This is a genomic window from Actinomadura sp. K4S16, assembly GCF_008327685.1.
In the GTDB taxonomy this organism is placed as follows: Bacteria; Actinomycetota; Actinomycetes; order Streptosporangiales; family Streptosporangiaceae; genus Spirillospora.
In genome coordinates this window covers 750,120-767,398 of record NZ_BDDE01000011.1, presented here as the reverse complement: position 1 = coordinate 767,398, position 17,279 = coordinate 750,120, and the positions used below count along the sequence as shown (strand labels likewise).

The window sequence follows — 17,279 nt, the reverse complement described above, 5'->3', positions numbered from 1 at the left end:
CCGGAAAACACGTTGCCTCCGGGCCCCGCCGATGGGCATTCTCAAGGAGGTCTTCCGGGAAATGCCCGGAAGGCGGAGAATTGCCGAAGCATTCCCCTGTAGTTCAACGGCAGAACGCCGCACTGTTAATGCGGATATCCAGGTTCGAATCCTGACGGGGGAGCGGCACGGGCCAGGGAGGTGACACGGTGAACGTGCTCGTCCTCAACGCGTCGTACGAGCCCATGCAGAGGGTGGATCTGCGGCACGCCATCCGCATGCTGGTGCGCGAGGTGGCCGTCGTGGAGGAGGCCGAGGAGGGCCGCACCTTCGGCCGCTTCCCGGTGCCGCGGGTCCTGCGGCTCGTCCGCTACGTCGCGATGCGCTGGAGGCACGGCAGGCGGCCGCCCTGGAGCAAGCGGGGCGTCTACCTGCGCGACGGCGGCCGCTGCTGCTACTGCGGGAAGCGCGGCAACACGATCGACCACGTCCACCCGCAGTCCCGCGGCGGCGGCGACACCTGGGAGAACACCGTCCTGGCGTGCGGGAGGTGCAACAACCGCAAGGGCGACCGGACGCTCGCCGAGGCCGGCCTGCGGCTGCTGTCGCAGCCGCGGGTGCCGCGCTGGGAGGAACTCGTCGGGCCGTGACGGGGGGCGCCGGATCCGTCCGGTGCCACCGGGGGAGGGGCCGGACCGCGCCACGCGGTCCGGCCCCTGGGCCGTCCGGGGCCGGGGCCGCCGGTAGCCCGCGCGTGACTCTATGTGTTTTGTGAAGCTTGTGAGGCAATTCGGGCGATTGTGGTAGCGTGCCGCCAATCTTGAGCTTTGTTATCTAGGAGAGATCTGTGGCGGCCCTCGATCCCCCCGGCAGGACGCCCCGCCCCCCGCGCGGGCGCAGGACGGCGAAGCGCCTCGCGGCGCTGGCCCTCGCGGCGGGCGTCTCGGCGGCCCTGCCGCCGGTGTCCGGGAGCGCGGCGAGCCTCCCGCAGGAGCCGAAGGACCTGAAGAAGGAGTACGCCAAGCTCAAGGCGCGCTCGGAGAAGCTCTCCAAGGAGTACCGGGGCGAGCTCGTCTCCCTCGAGGAGGCGAAGAAGGCCGCCGAGCGCGCCGGCGCGGACGCGGCGAAGGCCGGCCGCGAGTACGACGCCGCCCGCGTCGACGTGGCCCGCATCGCCTCCACGACCTACATGACCGGGCGCCTCGACGTGATCCCGATGATCTCCTCGGCCGAGCCGGGCGCCGCCGTCCGCGACGCCGCCGTGATCGAGCACATCACCCGCAACAACGGCCGCCGCATCCAGAGCCTGGAGGCGCTGAACGCGAAGGCGGTCCAGTCGCAGGCGACGGCCAGGCAGAAGCTGGCCGCCGTCAAGAAGGAGATCGACGACCTGGAGGGCCAGCGCGCCCGCGTCAAGAAGCTGCTCGCCAAGTACAAGCCCGAGGTGACCCGCACCAGCGTCCCCGGCGGCGGCGGCCGCCCGGACGGGGCGAGCGGCACGAAGTCCCCGATCGTCGGCAACTCGATGACCGCGCGGATGCGCACCGCGCTGCAGGAGATCGACGGCAAGTTCGGCGCGTTCCCCACCATCGGCTGCTCGCGCCCGGGCGACCCCCAGGACCACGGTTCGGGCCGGGCCTGCGACTTCATGGAGAGCACCGGCGGCAAGATGCCGAGCGCCTCCGCCCAGGCGCACGGCGACCGCGTCGCCCAGTACGTCATCGACAACGCGTCCCGCCTCGGCATCAAGTACGTCATCTGGAAGCAGCGCATCTACGACATGCGCGGCAGCGGCGGCTGGCGGCAGATGGAGGACCGCGGCAGCGTCACCCAGAACCACTTCGACCACGTCCACGTCTCCGTCCTCTGATAAGGGGACGAATAGCATCTGATGCGCTATTCGCACCGTTGAAGAAGGCGTTTGGCCTGGCTGGGAGTCCACTTCTCACACCTCGCCCCATGGCGGGATGGCGACCTGCTCGAATACGCCCGCCAGCTCCCACCGCCCGTGATCGGCAAGCTCCTCGGTCTGCACCCGGGCACCACCGACCGCTGGGCCTCGATCGCCGGTGGCAAGTGGGCCCACTACACCCCGCCGAGGCCGGGTGCCGCCGCCTCAGGGCATCTCCTCCCACATGGTGCGGGTCATCTCGTACTCGACCTCGCCGAGGTGCGCGTCTGGCAGCGGATCGTCGAACTGCGGGTAGTACGTGCGCACGTACCGCATGCCGATGGCCCGCATCACTCCCAGATCCTGCACCGGCGTGGTCGCCGAGGCGCGCTACCGGCATGCGGGCCAGTGCTCCGGCCTTCAGGCCGGGGGAAGGCCCGCGCTGGGAGGGTCGTCATGGCCCGGGCAGTGCCTTGACCGGGACGATTCTGCTGCTCGATGTACCGCTTGACGGCGCTCGGCGTGCCGGAACTTCGTCACGAAGACCAAGTGCACGTGCATCGCAACGACGCGGTTTCTGTCGGTGCGGATGCCTTCGAGTTCGGTCATAGGCCAGTACGGTGCGGGTGTGCAGTTACGATACAACTACCGCATGTATCCGACGCCTGGTCAGCAGATCGCGCTGGCTCGGGCGTTCGGGTGCGCACGGGTGGTGTTCAACGACGGGCTGCGCGCACGGCTGGACGCCCGTGAGCAGGGCTTGCCGTACCCGTCGGACGCCGAGTTGTCCAAGCGGGTCATCACCCAAGCCAAGGTCACCCCCGAGCGGGCATGGCTGGGTGAGGTGTCGGCGGTGGTGCTGCAGCAGGCCCTGGCCGACCTGAACGCGGCCTACCGCAACTTCTTCGCCTCGATCAGCGGGCAGCGCAAGGGCCGCAAGGTGGCCCCGCCCCGGTTCCGGTCGCGCAAGGACAACCGGCAGAGCATCCGGTTCACCCGCAACTCCCGGTTCAAGGTGCTGGACAACGGCCGGCTCAGGCTGCCCAAGATCGGCGAGGTGCGGGTGCGGTGGTCGCGGCCGCTGCCGTCGGATCCCAGCTCGGTCACCGTGATCTGGGACGCGGCCGGACGCCACTTCGCCTCGTTCGTCGTGGACACCGGCCCGCAGGAGCCGCTGCCGTCCTCGGATCACGAGGTGGGGATCGACCTGGGGCTGACGCACTTCGCGGTGCTGTCGGACGGCACGAAGGTGACCGCGCCCAGGTTCCTGCGCCGCGCCGCTCGCAAGCTCAAGCGGTTGCAACGGGCCCTGTCGCGCAAGCAGAAGGGCTCGAACCGCCGCGGGAAGGCCGTCGTCAAGGTCGCGCGGGCGCATGCGCGGGTGGCCGATACCCGGCGGGACTGGCAGCACAAGCTGTCCACGGCGATCATCCGCGACAGCCAAGCGGTGTACGTCGAGGACCTGTGCGTGGCCGGTCTGGGCCGGACCCGGCTCGCCAAGAGCGTCCACGACGCCGGATGGGCCGCCTTCACCGCCATGCTGGAGTACAAGGCCGCCCGGTACGGGCGCACCTTCGGCAGGGTGGACAGGTTCTTGCCGTCCACCCGCATGTGCTCGGCATGCGGCCGGATCAACGACAAGATCGCGCTCGACGTCCGGGCGTGGGACTGCCCCTGCGGAGCAGCCCACGACCGGGACGTGAACGCGGCGCTGAACATACTCGCCGCCGGACGGGCGGAGAGCCGAAACGACCGTGGAGCGCGGGTCAGACCACCAGCGATGGCGGCACCGCGCGGCGAAGCGGTAACCCACCCGGACGCCGCGTGGTCCGCGCGCAGCGTGGAGGGAATCTCCGTCCTTTAGGACGGAGAGGATGTCAATGGTCGCCGAGGTCGACGACGGCGGACTCGCGGGCGGAGCGGGCGGCGGCCTCGATGACCTCCAGCCCGGTGATGGCGTCGGCGAGGGTGACGGGGGGCGGCGCGCCGTCCCGGAGCGTCCGCAGGACGCTCGCGTAGAAGTCGTGGTAGGCGCCCGCGGCGGTGGGCTCCGGGGCCTCCTCTCCCGGCGTGCCGAGCAGGCCGCCGGACCCGGTCGGGGGGATGCCGTAGCCGGGGTCCTTGGGGGTGAGGCCCGCGCGGAGCTGCTCCTCCTGGACGTCCATGCCCGAGACCGTGTACGCGGCCTTGCCGCCGATGACGCGGAAGCGCGGGCCCAGGTGCGAGGCGGTGGCGCTCATCCACAGGTGCGACCGGGTGCCGCCAGGGTGGGTCAGGGCCACGAACACGTCGTCGGGCGCCGTCGCCCCGGCGCGGCGGGTGTCGATCTCGGCGTAGACCCTCTCCGGGCGGCCGAACAGGGCGATCGCCTGGTCGATGAGGTGCGAGCCGAGGTCGAACAGGATGCCGCCCGCGTCGCGGGGGTCGATGCTCTCCTTCCAGCTCTCCCTGACCTCCGGCCGCCAGCGCTCGAAGCGGGACTCGAAGCGCCGGACGTCGCCGAGGGCGCCCGCGGAGACGAGCCGCCGCGCCGTCTGGAAGTCGCCGTCCCAGCGGCGGTTGTGGAAGGGGAACACCGGCAGCCCGCGGACGGCGCTCAGCGCGGCGAGGGAGCGGGCGTCGGCCGCCGCGGCCGCGACGGGCTTGTCCACGACGACGGGGACGCCCGAGGTCAGCGCGGTCCGGGCCAGCGGCACGTGCTGCCGGTTCGGGGCCGTCACCACCACCAGGTCGCAGGCGCCCGACGCGCCCCACAGCCGGTCGACGGTGTCGAGGACCTCCGCCTCCGGGTACCGCTCCCGCACGGCCCGCTGCCGCTCCGGGGCGCCGGTCACGACCGCGGCCAGCCGCATCCCCGGCACCGACGAGATCAGCGGCGCGTGGAACACCGAGCCGCCGGTGCCGTATCCGATCAGCGCAACACGCAGGTCCATGTCCCCGATCATGGCCGATGGCGCGGCGGCGTCCGGGCGGCGGGGCCCCCGTCGGCGGATCCGGTCCGGCGAACGGGCGCCGGATCCACGTAGGCTTTTGCTCGCGGATGTGCTGAAACGAGGGGGACGCGTTGTCCAAACCAGTGCTGCTGACCGTCGACGACGACCCGGGCGTGTCCCGGGCCGTGGCGCGGGACCTGCGCCGCCGGTACGCCGAGTCGTACCGGATCGTGCGCGCCGAGTCGGGCGGGCAGGCCCTGGAGGCGCTGAGCGAGCTGCGGCTGCGCGGCGACGACACGGCCGTGCTGCTCGCCGACTACCGGATGCCCGGCATGGACGGCGTGGAGTTCCTGGAGCGCGCCATGGACCTGTTCCCCTTCGCGCGCCGGGTGCTGCTCACCGCATACGCCGACACCGACGCGGCGATCCGCGCGATCAACGACGTCGACCTCGACCACTACATGCTGAAGCCGTGGAACCCGCCGGAGGAGAAGTTCTACCCGGTGATCGACGAGCAGCTGGACGCCTGGGCGCGGGTCGAACGGCGCCCGCCGGGCGAGCTGCGGGTGGTGGGGCACCGCTGGTCGTCCCGCTGCTACGAGGTCCGCGACTTCCTCGCCCGCCACCAGGTGCCCTACACCTGGCTGATGGACGGCGACCCGGAGGGCGCCCAGCTGGTCACCGCGGCCGACTGCCCCGAGCTGCCGCTGATCGTCACCGCCGACGGGACGGTGCTGTCGGCCCCGTCCGACGCCGAGCTGGCCGCCGCCGTCGGGCTGCCGAGCACCCCGTCCACCGACTTCTACGACCTGATCGTCGTCGGCGGCGGCCCGTCCGGGCTCGGCGCCGCCGTGTACGGCGCGTCCGAAGGCCTGAAGACCGTGGTGGTGGAGCGGCGCGCCCTCGGCGGCCAGGCCGGGCAGAGCTCCCGCATCGAGAACTACCTCGGGTTCCCCGACGGGGTGAGCGGCGCGCAGCTCGCCGACCGGGCCCGCCGCCAGGCCGACCGGTTCGGCGCCGAGCTGCTGCAGGCCGGCGAGGTCACCGCGCTGGAGTCGCGGGGCACGGCCCGGGTGGCGCGGCTGGCGGACGGCACGGAGATCGCCGCGCACGCCGTCATCCTCGCCACCGGCGTCTCCTACCGGCGCCTCAACGCGCAGGGCGTGGACGACTTCGTCGGGCGCGGCGTCTACTACGGCGCCGCGCTCACCGAGGCGCCGTCGTGCACGGACGAGGAGGTCGCCGTCGTGGGCGGCGCCAACTCCGCGGGCCAGGCGGCCGTGCACCTGGCGAAGTACGCCAAGCGGGTGCACATCGTCGTCCGGGCCGACAGCCTGGCGAAGTCGATGTCGCACTACCTGGTCGAGCAGATCGCGGCGACGCCCAACATCGAGGTGCACACCGGCAAGACGGTGTGCGCCGCGGAGGGCGCCGGCCGGCTGGAGCGGCTCACGTTCGCCTGGCCGGGCGGCAAGAAGACCATCGACGCGAACTGGCTGTTCGTGTTCATCGGCGCCGAACCCGGCACGCAGTGGCTGGACGGCTTCGTCGAGCGCGACGCGCGCGGCTACGTCCTGACCGGGCCCGACCTCGTCGGCGGGGGCCGCCGCCCCGCCGGCTGGCCGCTCACCCGCCAGCCCTACCACCTGGAGACCAGCGTCCCCGGGGTGTTCGCGGCGGGCGACGTGCGCTCGGAGTCGATGAAGCGGGTGGCGTCCGCGGTCGGCGACGGCGCGATGGCCGTCGCGTTGGTCCACCGTTACCTGGAGCAGGCATGAACACCGCGTCACCGGAGCAGCTCCGGGAGCTGTTCCTCTTCGAGGACCTCGACGACGAGAAGCTGGGATGGCTCTCGGCCTGCGGGACGGTCGCCGACTACCCGCAGGACGGGATCATCTGCGCCCAGGGCGACGCCGCCGAGTTCCTGTACGTGCTGCTCGACGGCGAGATGGTGATGACCCAGAACGTCCGGGGCCACGTGGCGCAGGTCAGCCGGACCGACCGGCCCGGCACCTACGGCGGGGCCGTGCAGGCGTACCTGGGCGACAAGATCGAGCAGCGGTACCAGCACTCGCTGCGCGCGACGCGCCCCTCGCGGCTCTTCGTGCTGCCGGCGTACAAGTTCGGCAAGATGGTCCGCAAGTGGTTCCCGATGGCCACGCACCTGCTGGAGGGCGTCTTCTTCGGGATGACCAACGCGCGGCGGGCCATCGACCAGCGCGAGCGCCTCACCGCGCTCGGCACGATCACCGCGGGCCTCACCCACGAGCTGAACAACCCGGCCGCCGCAGCGGCGCGGGCCAGCGCCGAGCTCGGCGACCGGCTGATCGGGGCGCAGAAGAGCCTGGCCGACCTCGCCGCGCAGGGCGTCGACTGCACCCATCTGAGCGCGCTCGTGGCGCTGCGCCCGGCGCTGCCCGCCGCACCGGGCGGGCGCCGCAGCCCGCTGGAGGTCAGCGACGCCGAGGACGAGCTGGGCGACTGGCTGGAGGAGCACGGCGTCGAGGACGCCTGGGAGCTAGCGCCCGGCCTGGTGGCCGCCGGGATCGGCATCGAGCAGGCCGAGGAGGTCGAGCGCGCGGCGGGCGGGCACCTGCCGGCCGCGATGCGCTGGCTGGCCGAGGTGATGGAGGTGACCCAGCTCCAGGCGGAGATCTCCGAGGCGATGGGCCGCATCACCGCGCTGCTTGACTCCGCCCGCCAGTACTCCCAGCTCGACCGCGCCCCCTACCAGCGCACCGACCTGCGCGAGCTGCTGGACAGCACGCTCACCATGCTGAAGCGCAAGTTCGGCGAGGGCGTGACGGTGAAGACCGTCTACGACGAGACGCTCCCGCCCGTCCCGGTCTACGCGGCCGAGCTGAACCAGGTGTGGACGAACCTGATCGTGAACGCGCTGCAGGCCATGCAGGGCAGCGGCACGCTGACGATCCGCACCGCCCGCGAGGACGACTGCGCGCTGGTGGAGATCGCCGACACCGGGGTCGGCATCCCCGAGGAGGACCTCGGCCGGATCTTCACGCCGTTCTTCACCACCAAGCCGGTGGGGCAGGGCACCGGCCTCGGCCTCGACATCTCCTGGCGCATCGTCGCGGGCCGGCACGGCGGCGACATCCGGGTGGAGTCGCTTCCCGGCGACACCCGCTTCCAGGTCCTGCTCCCGCTCACCGAGCCCGCCGGAGAGCCGGGCGAGGAGACCGCTCAGTAGGACTGGAGCTCCAGCAGGTTGCCGCCGGGGTCGCGCAGGTGGGCGGTGCGCAGCCCGGGCCCCCACTCGGGGCGGTCCCGCGGCCCGGCGACCTGCGCGGCGCCGAGCCCGCGGAGCGTCCCGGCCGCCGCGTCCACGTCGGCCACGCGCAGGACCAGCATCGCGCCGTCCTGCCCGGACGGCGCGGGCAGGTCCGCGGTACCGACCGCCTTCGCCATCCGGGCGCGTCCCATCACGACCAGCACGGCCTCACCCCGCAGGTCCCAGTTCGCGTACTCGGCCTCCGGGAGCAGCTTGACCGGCTCGATCCCGAGCAGAGCCCGCATCGCCGCCTCGTAGAAGCGGGCGCAGGCGGGGAAGTCGTCCACCAGAAGGCGCGGATACAGCGCGTCCATACCGTCTCCCATTCGTGGGTGGTCACCAATGATTGGAGCAACCCTACAATAGGGGGATGGAGGAGACCGCCGGGCCGCTGCCGCCCCGCCTGCTCGGGATCACCACGTTCGTGCTCGCCCAGGTCGGGCGGGCCGGGCGCGTGCGGATGGGCCGCATGATGGACGAGCACGGGCTCGGCCTCTGGCACTTCGCCGTGCTGTCCGCGCTCGACGACGCCGCGCCCGCCTCCCAGCGCGACCTGGGCGTCCGGCTGCGCATCGACCCGAGCGACCTCGTCGAGGTCGTGGGGCGGCTGGAGGGGGCCGGGCTCGTCCGCCGGGAGCGCGCCCCGGCCGACCGCCGCCGCTACGTGGTCGAGCTGACCGCCGAGGGCCGCGCGGAGCTGGACGAGGTCACCCGCCGCGCGGCCGAACTGGACGCCGAACTGCTGGAGCCGCTGACCCCCGGGGACCGGGCCGCGCTGGAGCGCACCGCCCGCGTCCTGCTCGCCCACCACGATCCGCGGGCGCGCCCGGAGCGCGCGAAGGCCCCGGCGCCGCCGAGGGCGCCGGGGCCGGGGGAGGGGCCGCCTACTCGAACAGGTCGGGCTGCTCGCGGGTGATCTGGTCGTAGAGGGGCTGGTAGTTGATCCAGCCGACCAGGTCGTTGCCGATCTGCTCGTGGGTGAGGACGGCGTTGTCGTGCTCGATCGGCACGACCTGCCCCGCGGCCTTCGCCAGGAGCTGGACCTGGCAGGAGCGCTCCATCGTGATGAACCACCACGCGGCGGCGTCCACGGTGTCGCCGACGGTGAGCAGGCCGTGGTTGCGCAGGATGACGGCCTTGTGGCCGCCGAGGGCCGCGGCGATGCGCTTGCCCTCCTCAAGGTCGGTGACGACGCCGGTGTAGTCGTCGAACAGCCCGTGGTCCTGGTAGAACGCGCACACGTCCTGCGTGATCGGCTCGAGCTTCTGGCCGAGCGCCGAGATCGCCCGCCCGTGGATGGAGTGGCTGTGCGCGGCGGCCACCACGTCCGGGCGCGCCTGGTGCACCTGCGAGTGGATCGCGAACGCCGCCTCGTTGACCGGGTAGCGGCCCTCCACGACCTTGCCCTCGTGGTTCACCAGGATCAGGTCGCTGACCCGGATGTGCTTGAACGACATGCCGAACGGGTTGACCCAGAAGTGGTCGGTGCGCTCGGGGTCGCGGGCGGTGATGTGCCCGGCCACGCCCTCCTCGAAGCCGAACCTGCCGAAGATCCGCAGCGCGGCGGCGAGGCGCTCCTTGCGGTGCCGGCGCTCGTCCGCGACGTCGTCGAACGTGGGCGGCAGCCGGAAGATCAGGTCGGTCGGCAGCTTCTCCAGGAACTCTTCCTCGTCGGACATCGGGCACTCCTTGGGCTCGTCTCCCGACCACCGAACACCATGGTCCGGCCTCCCGGCTAGACCGGGGGCGCCCAACGCCCGCACGCCCGGTTGTCCGGAAGGGACAACGGCGGAGCACAATGGGGTGATGGACCCCGGCGCGGGCGACCGCTTCCTGCGGCTGCTGATCGAGCACACCGACGACCCGGTGCTGCTGGAGGCGACGGTCCGCGCCGCGCGCGGCCGGTCGGAGCTGGTGGCCGCGCTGCCGGAGGAGGAGACCAGGCGGCACACCCGCGCCCTCGTCCGCGGGGTGCTCGCCGCCCTGGAGGACGGCGAGCCGAGCGAGGAGGTCCTCGCGGCGGCCGAGCGGCTCGGCTCGGACCGGGCCCGGCAGGGCGTGCCGGTCGCGGCGTTCCTGGACGGCTTCCAGGCGGGCCGCGCCCACCTCGTCCGGGCCCTCGTCGCCGACGGGCGCCGGATGGGCGTCCCGGACGCGGCGCTGCTGGACGGCGTGACCCGCATCGACGAGATCACCACGGCGCTCGTGCAGCGGATGGTCCACGCGCACCGGGTCGCCGAGCTGGAGATGGCGCGGACCGCCCGCGAGGAGCGGCTCCAGATGCTCCGGCAGCTGCTGCACGGGGAGGCCGTCCCCGTGCTCGCCCCGCTCGACCCCGGGGCCGCCTACCACTGCGTGGTGTCCGACGTCAGCGACCCGGCCGTGGCGGGGCGGCTGGAGGCGGCGCTCACCGCCGCCGGGCCCGGCCTGTGCGGGCTGGTCGACGGCCGGCTCGCGGCGCTGGTCGCCCGGCTCCCCGGCCCGCGCGACCGGGTCACCGGGCCGTCGGGCCCGCTGCTGGTGGCGGCGCCGCCCGCCCGTCCCGGCGCCGTCGCCCCGATGTACGCGCTCGGACGGCGGGCGCTGCGCGCGGGCGCCGCGGCGGGGCTCACCGGGATGCGGGAGCTGGCCGACCTCGCGCTGCTCACCGCCACCGAGGCCGAGCCGGAGCTCGGCGGCCTGCTCGCCGCCGCGCTCCTGGCGGGCCTCGACCCGGGCGATCCCTTCCACCGGGAACTGGCCGGTACCGCGCTGGCCTACCTCGACCACGGCGGCCGGATCGAGCCGACGGCCGCGGCGCTGCACGTCCACGGCAACACCGTGAAGTACCGGATCCGCCGGTTCCAGGAGCTGACCGGGCGGCCGCTGCTCGACCCCGCCGGGGGCGCGGCGGTGTCGCGCACCGCGAACTGGTGGTGGGCCCTGCACCGGTGGCTCGCGGGGCCCGGCACCTGATCTGTCCCCGGCGGCCTGTATCTATTGGGGGGACGTTTCCGCGGTGGGACGTCAGGGGGAGAACGGAGGAACCGGTGACGGCACCGAGGATCGGCACCGTGATGTGGCCCATGCGGTCCTGGCCGGAGGCCGGGGACCTGTGGCGGCGCGCCGAGGAGCTCGGGTTCCGGCACGCGTGGGTGTACGACCACATCGCCTGGCGCGGCACGACGCCCTGGTACGACGCGTACACGACGCTCGCCGCGGCCGCGGCGGTCACCTCCCGGATCCGCATCGGCACGCTGGTGACCTCGCCCAACTTCCGGCACCCCGTGCCGGCCGCGCACGCGATCAAGACGATCGACCACGTCAGCGGCGGGCGGCTGACCATCGGCGTCGGGGCGGGCGGCACGCGCCGCGCGTCCGACGCCGGGGTCCTCGGCGGCGCCGACTGGAGCCCCGGCGAGCGCGCCTCCCGCTTCGCCGAATGGGTCGCGCTGCTCGACCGCCTGCTGACCGATCCCGAGACGTCCTTCGAGGGGGAGTACTACACCGCGCGCGAGGTCGTGCAGGAGCCCGGCTGCGTCCAGCGGCCCCGCGTGCCGCTCGTCATCGCGGGGGACGGGCCGCGCGGGATGCGGCTCGCCGCCCGGCACGGCAGCGGCTGGGTGACCAGCGCCCACGGCGCGGGGGACGAGCCCTACGGCATCGTCCGCTCCCGGCTGGACGCCCTGCGCGCGGCGTGCGCGGCCGAGGGCCGCGACCTCGCCGACCTCGTCCTGCTGACCGGCTTCAACGAGGAGCCCTGGCTGGAGTCGCCCGGCGCGTTCGCCGACCTCGCCGGCCGCTACGGCGAGCTCGGCATCACCGAGATCGCGCTGCACTGGCCCCGCCCCGGCTCGCCGTTCGACGCGGACATGAAGGTCTTCGAGGCGGTCGCCGCCGAGTACGGCGAGGCCCGCTGATGCCGTTCGTGCTGCTCGGCCTCGCGATCGCCTTCGAGGTCGCCGCGACGCTGGCGATGCGGGCCTCCGACGGGTTCACCCGGCTCGTGCCGTCGCTGATCGTCGTGGCCGGGTACCTGATCTCGTTCGTCTTCATGGCCAGGGCGCTGACGTCGCTGAACGTCGGGCCCGTGTACGCCATCTGGTCCGCGCTCGGCACGATCGGCGCGTTCGCGGGCGGCGTCCTGCTGTTCGACGAGCCGGTCAAGCCGGTGACCGTCGCCGGCGCGGTGATCATCGTGCTCGGCGTCATCGTGATGAACCTGGGCGGAGGCGTGCACCAGAACTGACCGCGGCCCGGGTCAGGCGGGGACGTCGGCCGGCGCGGGGACGCGCTGCTGCCCGAGCCGGCCGCCGACCAGCTCGGTGGGCGTGCAGCCGGACAGGGCGCGGAACTCCCGGTTGAGGTGGGCCTGGTCGTAGTACCCGCAGGCGAAGGCGGCCTCGGCGAGCCCGGCGCCGCCGAGGAGCAGCTCGACGGCGCGCTGGAAGCGCAGCACCCGCGCCATCACCTTGGGCGGCAGCCCCGCCTGCTCCCGGAACCGGTGGGTGAGGTGCTTGCGGCTCCAGCCGACGTCGGCGGCGATGCCGGCGACGGACACGGCGGGGTCGCCGGTGAGCAGCCGCCACGCCCGGACCACCTCCCGGTCGGGGACCGGGCCGGCGTCGAGGCGGCGCAGCAGGAAGGCGTCCAGGATGTCGAACCGCGCCTGCCAGGTCGGCGCGTCGCCGAGCCGCTCGACCAGCGTCCGCGCCTCCCGGCCGAGCAGGTCGGGCAGGTCGGCGGCGGCGTTGGTGAGCCGCGCCATCGGGACGCCGAGCAGCGTGTAGGCGCCGAGGGGCGTCACGTCGAGCTGGATGCCGCGCTGCCCGCCGGGGCTGAGGTACATGCCGTGGCCGTCGTGCATCCCCGCGACGAACGACCCGTACGCGCGGTCGCGCACTCCCGGGTCGGGGACCGCCAGGTGGAGCGGGGGCCCCAGGTTGAGGATCACCACGGTGGTGCGGGTGGGCAGGGTCCGCATCCGGGTGGGCACGGCCTCCGTCTCCCAGTAGCCGTCATAGGAGCGCAGGAACGGGCGCAGCGCCGGATGGGGGCGGCCCCGTGCCAGCCACCAGCCGCCCCGGTCGCCGAACTCGACCGGCCTGTCGCCCATGGAGCCAGTCCTACCACGCCGGGGTGACAGGGCGGGCTATTCGTACATCTGCCCGCACACGGCGACGCGGGCCAGGTCGGCCCAGCTCATCGCGGTGATCGTGCGGACGGGGGAGCGGGCCGGCGGCTCGCCGGGCCCGGTCGGCAGCGGCGCGCGGGCGCCGTCGGCGGCGTCCCACCCGCCGAGGCTGCCCGCGACCGCGCACTCCAGGTACGTCGCCGGGTCGAAGTTGCACCAGCGGGACGGGGTGGCGCGGGCCCCCGAGCCGGGCGGCCGGGGCGCCTCCACGCCGAACCGGGCCTGCGGGCCCGGGGGAGCGGCCAGGAAGTCCTCCAGGTCGGCGATCTGGGAGAGCAGGACCCGCTCCCAGTCGGCGTACCCCTCCGGCTCGTCGCCGGGAAGCGACAGGTCCCTGCCGCTCCACGCGGGGTCGAAGGGCGCCGGCGACGTGGCGGCGGCCGCGGCGAACATCGCCGCCACGTCGTCCGGCTCGAGCCGCGCCTGGTCGGCGAGCACGGCGCCGACCTTCCACAGCGAGCGCAGGAACGCCGACAGGGACCACGACGCCGCCCTGGCGTCCTGGCCGAGGTGCAGGAACACCAGGTACAGGTCGCGGTTGGTGCGCACGGCTGGCCCCGGCGGGCCGTCCACCCAGTACATCTGCCTGTGCCGGACGCCGCTCTCAAGGACGATGGCCTGTGCCAGCGCGGAGATCCTGGAGTCGTGCGCCGCGACGCGGAAGACGTTGCCGAGGTCGTCCTGCCGCATGACGTCCCAGGTCTGCATCCTGTCCGGCTCCTCCGCGGTCGGTGGGACATGTGGAACGTACCGGAGACGGGTGCGGTCCGGCGGCCGGCCGCCGGACCGCACCCGGTCAGGGCGGACCCGCTCAGGCCTTCGAGCGGTGGATCACCTGGAGCTCGGTGAACCCGTACAGGCCCCAGGGGCCGTTCTCGACGCCGACGCCGCTCCACTTGAAGCCGCCGAACGGCTGGTGGGGGGCGAGGGCGAGGTGGGTGTTCACCCAGGCGGTGCCGCACTCGAGCCGCCCGGCCACCTCCGCGGCCCGGTCGGCGTCGGCGCCCCACACCGAGCCGGACAGCCCGAAGTGGGTGCCGTTGGCGCGGGCGAGGGCGTCGTCCAGGTCGGTGTACTTGACGACCGGCAGGGCCGGGCCGAACTGCTCCTCGTCCACGATCCGGGTGCCGTCGGCGACGTCGGCGAGGATCGTCGGCTCGAAGAAGTAGCCGGGCCCGTCGATCGGCTTGCCGCCCGCCGCCGCGCGGGCGCCGCCGGCCAGCGCGTCGGCGACGAGTTCGCCGACCCGCTCGTACTGCGGCCGGTTGTTGATCGGCCCGTACTGGACGCCCTCATCCATCCCGTTGCCGACCCGGGCGGCCTTCGCCCGCTCGGCGAGCGCGTCCACCACGTCCCCGTACAGCGCCTCCGGGACGTACACGCGCTTGATGGCCGAGCAGACCTGCCCGTTGTTCTGGAACGCGGCGCCGAACAGCCGGTCGGCGACCGCGGCCGGGTCGGCGTCGTCCAGCAGGATGGCGGGGTCGTTGCCGCCGAGCTCCAGCGTGACGCGCTTCAGGTCCGGCGCGGCCGCGGCGGCGACGCGCTTGCCGGTCGCGACGCTGCCGGTGAAGCTGATCTTGCGGGGGACCTCGTGCCCGGTCATCCAGGCGCCGAGCTCGTCGCCGCCGGTGACGACGTTCAGCACGCCGGGCGGCAGGACGTCGCGCAGCACCTCGCCGAGCTTCAGGCTGGACAGCGGGGTGAAGGGGGACGGCTTGAGGACCATCGTGTTGCCCGCGAGCAGCGCGGGGGCGAGCTTCCAGATCGCGAGGAGCAGCGGGTAGTTCCACGGGGTGATCGCGGCGACCACGCCCATCGGGCGGCGCACGACCTCGACCAGGGCGTTGGCGTCGTCCTGGATGACCTCGCGGGGCAGTTCGAGGTCGGCGAAGTACTTCAGCCACACGCCGGCGCCGACGACCTCCATGGTCGCGTCGGCCAGGGGCTTGCCCTGCTCCAGCGTGAGGATCCGGCCGATCTCCTCGGACCTGGCGAACATGACGTCGGCCGCCGCGAGCAGCGCCTTGCGGCGCGCGGACTCGTCGCGGCGCCACTCGGCGTAGGCGGCCTGCGCCGAGGCCATCGCGGCGTCGAGCTGCTCCCGGGACGCGTCGGGCGCCTGCTCGGCCACCTCGCCGGTCGCCGGATCGATCACGCCGAAGGTGCCGGGCGCGGTCACCGCCCGGCCGTCGATGGTCATCGAGAAGTTCTCGGACACCTTGGTCCTCCGCTCACGGGGTTACCGAACGGGATTCAGTATTCACCCTCACCGGCTTCCTGACGAGCGGTGGGGCGATCTCGGGAGGCGGCGGGGCCGGCCACGTGGGCGGTCGCCGCCCCCGGACGGCGAAGGGCGCCCCCGCGGGGTGCGGGGGCGCCCGTGGGCGGGTCGGGTCAGGCGGCGAAGATGCGGTCCAGGAGGTCGCGGTAGCGGCGCAGCGTCAGGCGGAGCCGCTCGGTGTCGGGCTGCCCGCCGCCGTCCAGCTCCTCGGTGAGCGAGCGCCGCTGCGCGGCGAGCGAGCGCGCGAGGGCGTCGACCGCCTCGGACGCCAGGCCGTCGGCCTTGCGCACCGACTCGCCGGGGTCGTCGACGAACGCGGCCTGCACCTCGTGCCACCGCTCCCGGAGCCGCCCGGCCTCGGCGGCGTCGAACAGCTTCTCGGGGGCGCCGCCGGATGCGGCCCCCGGCGCCGCGCCCGGCCCGCGGGGAGCGGCGTGCTTCGGCTCCGCGCCCTGGACGGGCGTCCCGAACGGGTCGGTGTCCCGGGTGGTCGCCGTGGCCGGGTTCGTGTCCTTGACGGGGGTCCTGGCCTGGTTCGCCTCCTGGCTGGGGGTCTTGATCGCGCCCGCGTCCTTGACCGGGGCCTTGGCCGGGTTGGGGGTCCCGGCGGGGGGCTTGGCCGGATTCGCGGTCCCGGCGGGGGGCCGGGCCGGGATCGGGTCCGGAACCGTGTCGGGCGCGGTCTCCGGGGCCTGCGTACCGGACGCGGCCGGCCCGGGCCCGGCCACGTGCAGGTCGTCGGTCACTCCCGGGTCCGCCGTTCCGGCGGCGCGTGCCCGCTCGCCGGCGAGCGGCCCGCCGGACGCCGGCGTACCGGTCTCGGGTCGCCTGTGCTCCATCGGGTCAGCTCCTCATGTCTCGGTCGTCGCCGCGGTGCCCGGCGGGCGCGGCGGCGTGCCTTCCGGCGTGTTCCCCGGCGTGTTCCCCGGCGCGCTCCTCGGCGCGCCGCTCGGCGTGCTCCGCGGGGTTCGCCGCGCGGTGCTCCGCGGTGTGCCGTCCGCCCTTCTCGTGACGGGCCTCGCCGTGCGGGGCGAGGAGCTCCTCGAAGAGGGCGCGGTAGTGCACCATGGCCTGGCGCAGGTCCTCGGTGGACGCCTCCTTGGTCGCCGCCCGTCCGCTGATCGTGTGGGCCCGCCGGTAGTGCTCCAGCGTCTGGCCGTGCTCCACCGACAGGTGGGCGACCTTCTCCTCGAAGCCGTGCGTCGGGTAGCCCCGCTCGCCCATCACCACCGTGACGAGCCGGTCGGCCTCCTCGACCGCCGCCTCGGGGGAGTCGACGAAGCGCTCCTGGACGCGGACCCACTGCTCGCGGTACTCCTCGCGGCGCCGGGGGTCGAGGTCGCGCAGCTCCAGCTCCTCGTGGCGCTGCTCGCGGGAGCGCAGCTCCCGCTCGGCGGCCGCGCGGCCGCCGTGGCGCTCCAGGACCCGGTCGTACTCCGGGCCGAACCGCCGCTTGAGCCGCGCCGTGCGGGACCGGGTCCAGGCGAGGTACCCGGCCGCGGCGAGAACGGCGACGACCACAAGGGCGACGATGACCCAAATCGCGGTCGACATTGTTTCCTCCAACGTGCTGCGGATCGAATGAGACCGCGATGCCCGTTCAATGGCGTTCAAAACAAACCGTCATAAAACGGCACGGATATCCTGCGCCGCCGCCGATGCGCGTGTTGTGATTGAGGCGCTACCGGAACCCGCGCCCTGCGGCGGGCGCGTTCGAATGGAAGTGATGC

18 protein-coding genes and 1 tRNA gene are annotated in these 17,279 nt (G+C 73.8%); 10 read left to right on the top strand and 9 right to left on the bottom strand.

What is annotated here, in order from left to right:
• Positions 1-92: 92 nt before the first annotated feature.
• The 3 genes from K4S16_RS10770 to K4S16_RS10760 all read left to right on the top strand — a co-directional run bounded on the left by K4S16_RS10770 (position 93) and on the right by K4S16_RS10760 (position 1,849).
• A tRNA-Asn gene (locus K4S16_RS10770) sits at positions 93-163 on the top strand.
• A 25-nt stretch (positions 164-188) separates the two neighbouring features.
• Complete coding sequence (locus K4S16_RS10765) at positions 189-629, top strand: HNH endonuclease (RefSeq protein ID WP_149258685.1); 441 nt, start codon at positions 189-191, stop codon at positions 627-629.
• A gap of 197 nt (positions 630-826) precedes the next feature.
• Positions 827-1,849, top strand: coding sequence for a hypothetical protein (locus K4S16_RS10760; RefSeq protein WP_235036701.1), 1,023 nt, complete (start codon positions 827-829; stop codon positions 1,847-1,849).
• Between the two features lie 246 nt (positions 1,850-2,095).
• Here K4S16_RS10760 and K4S16_RS46410 read toward each other — a convergent pair whose 3' ends face one another.
• Positions 2,096-2,224, bottom strand: coding sequence for a hypothetical protein (locus K4S16_RS46410; protein ID WP_268843220.1), 129 nt, complete (start codon positions 2,222-2,224; stop codon positions 2,096-2,098).
• 274 nt (positions 2,225-2,498) lie between these two features.
• On the opposite strand from K4S16_RS46410, the gene K4S16_RS10750 reads away from it, so the two are divergent.
• Positions 2,499-3,734: an RNA-guided endonuclease TnpB family protein gene (locus K4S16_RS10750; RefSeq protein WP_149258684.1), complete on the top strand. Its 1,236-nt coding sequence runs from the start codon at positions 2,499-2,501 to the stop codon at positions 3,732-3,734.
• A gap of 13 nt (positions 3,735-3,747) precedes the next feature.
• On the opposite strand, the gene K4S16_RS10745 is transcribed toward K4S16_RS10750, so the two are convergent.
• Positions 3,748-4,803 (bottom strand): Gfo/Idh/MocA family oxidoreductase, encoded by a 1,056-nt coding sequence (locus tag K4S16_RS10745; protein WP_149258683.1) that lies wholly within the window; start codon positions 4,801-4,803, stop codon positions 3,748-3,750.
• 131 nt (positions 4,804-4,934) lie between these two features.
• On the opposite strand from K4S16_RS10745, the gene K4S16_RS10740 reads away from it, so the two are divergent.
• Both K4S16_RS10740 and K4S16_RS10735 read left to right on the top strand, forming a co-directional pair.
• Entirely contained in the window at positions 4,935-6,581 is a 1,647-nt protein-coding gene (locus K4S16_RS10740; protein ID WP_149258682.1) for an FAD-dependent oxidoreductase, read from the top strand.
• On the top strand, positions 6,578-8,011 hold the full coding sequence (locus K4S16_RS10735) for an ATP-binding protein (protein ID WP_149258681.1): 1,434 nt from the start codon (positions 6,578-6,580) through the stop codon (positions 8,009-8,011). Before K4S16_RS10740 ends, K4S16_RS10735 begins: the two co-directional genes overlap by 4 nt.
• Here the strand turns inward: K4S16_RS10735 and K4S16_RS10730 are convergent.
• The gene (locus K4S16_RS10730) at positions 8,005-8,406 is read right to left on the bottom strand and encodes a VOC family protein (protein WP_149258680.1); all 402 of its coding nucleotides are present in this window, start codon (positions 8,404-8,406) and stop codon (positions 8,005-8,007) included. The genes K4S16_RS10735 and K4S16_RS10730 overlap by 7 nt on opposite strands.
• A 56-nt stretch (positions 8,407-8,462) precedes the next feature.
• Here K4S16_RS10730 and K4S16_RS10725 point away from each other — a divergent pair, with 56 nt between their 5' ends.
• Positions 8,463-9,008, top strand: coding sequence for a MarR family winged helix-turn-helix transcriptional regulator (locus K4S16_RS10725; RefSeq protein WP_149258679.1), 546 nt, complete (start codon positions 8,463-8,465; stop codon positions 9,006-9,008).
• Here the strand turns inward: K4S16_RS10725 and K4S16_RS10720 are convergent.
• A complete protein-coding gene (locus K4S16_RS10720; protein ID WP_149258678.1) occupies positions 8,977-9,771 on the bottom strand; it encodes a class II aldolase/adducin family protein in 795 nt (264 codons plus the stop codon). The genes K4S16_RS10725 and K4S16_RS10720 overlap by 32 nt on opposite strands.
• Positions 9,772-9,898: 127 nt before the next feature.
• Here K4S16_RS10720 and K4S16_RS10715 point away from each other — a divergent pair, with 127 nt between their 5' ends.
• The 3 genes from K4S16_RS10715 to K4S16_RS10705 all read left to right on the top strand — a co-directional run bounded on the left by K4S16_RS10715 (position 9,899) and on the right by K4S16_RS10705 (position 12,320).
• Positions 9,899-11,047 (top strand): helix-turn-helix domain-containing protein, encoded by a 1,149-nt coding sequence (locus tag K4S16_RS10715; RefSeq protein ID WP_149258677.1) that lies wholly within the window; start codon positions 9,899-9,901, stop codon positions 11,045-11,047.
• Between the two features lie 74 nt (positions 11,048-11,121).
• Complete coding sequence (locus tag K4S16_RS10710; protein ID WP_200841794.1) at positions 11,122-11,991, top strand: LLM class flavin-dependent oxidoreductase; 870 nt, start codon at positions 11,122-11,124, stop codon at positions 11,989-11,991.
• The gene (locus K4S16_RS10705; protein ID WP_149258676.1) at positions 11,991-12,320 is read left to right on the top strand and encodes a multidrug efflux SMR transporter; all 330 of its coding nucleotides are present in this window, start codon (positions 11,991-11,993) and stop codon (positions 12,318-12,320) included. Before K4S16_RS10710 ends, K4S16_RS10705 begins: the two co-directional genes overlap by 1 nt.
• Before the next feature lie 12 nt (positions 12,321-12,332).
• On the opposite strand, the gene K4S16_RS10700 is transcribed toward K4S16_RS10705, so the two are convergent.
• The 5 genes from K4S16_RS10700 to K4S16_RS10680 form a co-directional block, all read right to left on the bottom strand.
• Positions 12,333-13,187 carry an AraC family transcriptional regulator gene (locus K4S16_RS10700; protein ID WP_149258675.1) on the bottom strand — a complete coding sequence of 285 codons (855 nt, stop codon included), beginning with the start codon at positions 13,185-13,187 and terminating at the stop codon, positions 12,333-12,335.
• Positions 13,188-13,223: 36 nt separating this feature from the next.
• Entirely contained in the window at positions 13,224-13,973 is a 750-nt protein-coding gene (locus tag K4S16_RS10695) for a hypothetical protein (RefSeq protein ID WP_149258674.1), read from the bottom strand.
• 103 nt (positions 13,974-14,076) lie between these two features.
• On the bottom strand, positions 14,077-15,486 hold the full coding sequence (locus K4S16_RS10690) for an aldehyde dehydrogenase family protein (RefSeq protein WP_235036700.1): 1,410 nt from the start codon (positions 15,484-15,486) through the stop codon (positions 14,077-14,079).
• 176 nt (positions 15,487-15,662) lie between these two features.
• Positions 15,663-16,388, bottom strand: coding sequence for a hypothetical protein (locus K4S16_RS10685; protein WP_149258673.1), 726 nt, complete (start codon positions 16,386-16,388; stop codon positions 15,663-15,665).
• A gap of 4 nt (positions 16,389-16,392) precedes the next feature.
• Positions 16,393-17,103 (bottom strand): hypothetical protein, encoded by a 711-nt coding sequence (locus tag K4S16_RS10680; protein WP_149258672.1) that lies wholly within the window; start codon positions 17,101-17,103, stop codon positions 16,393-16,395.
• Between the last annotated feature and the right edge of the window lie 176 nt (positions 17,104-17,279).

Coding starts and splice junctions, on each gene's coding strand:
- K4S16_RS10720 (WP_149258678.1), bottom strand. CDS start 9,771: ATGTCCGACGAGGAAGAGTTCCTGGAGAAGCTGCCGACCGACCTGATC.
- K4S16_RS10730 (WP_149258680.1), bottom strand. CDS start 8,406: ATGGACGCGCTGTATCCGCGCCTTCTGGTGGACGACTTCCCCGCCTGC.
- K4S16_RS10680 (WP_149258672.1), bottom strand. CDS start 17,103: ATGTCGACCGCGATTTGGGTCATCGTCGCCCTTGTGGTCGTCGCCGTT.
- K4S16_RS10735 (WP_149258681.1), top strand. CDS start 6,578: ATGAACACCGCGTCACCGGAGCAGCTCCGGGAGCTGTTCCTCTTCGAG.
- K4S16_RS10705 (WP_149258676.1), top strand. CDS start 11,991: ATGCCGTTCGTGCTGCTCGGCCTCGCGATCGCCTTCGAGGTCGCCGCG.
- K4S16_RS10700 (WP_149258675.1), bottom strand. CDS start 13,187: ATGGGCGACAGGCCGGTCGAGTTCGGCGACCGGGGCGGCTGGTGGCTG.
- K4S16_RS10695 (WP_149258674.1), bottom strand. CDS start 13,973: ATGCAGACCTGGGACGTCATGCGGCAGGACGACCTCGGCAACGTCTTC.
- K4S16_RS10685 (WP_149258673.1), bottom strand. CDS start 16,388: ATGGAGCACAGGCGACCCGAGACCGGTACGCCGGCGTCCGGCGGGCCG.
- K4S16_RS10725 (WP_149258679.1), top strand. CDS start 8,463: ATGGAGGAGACCGCCGGGCCGCTGCCGCCCCGCCTGCTCGGGATCACC.
- K4S16_RS10745 (WP_149258683.1), bottom strand. CDS start 4,803: ATGGACCTGCGTGTTGCGCTGATCGGATACGGCACCGGCGGCTCGGTG.
- K4S16_RS10715 (WP_149258677.1), top strand. CDS start 9,899: ATGGACCCCGGCGCGGGCGACCGCTTCCTGCGGCTGCTGATCGAGCAC.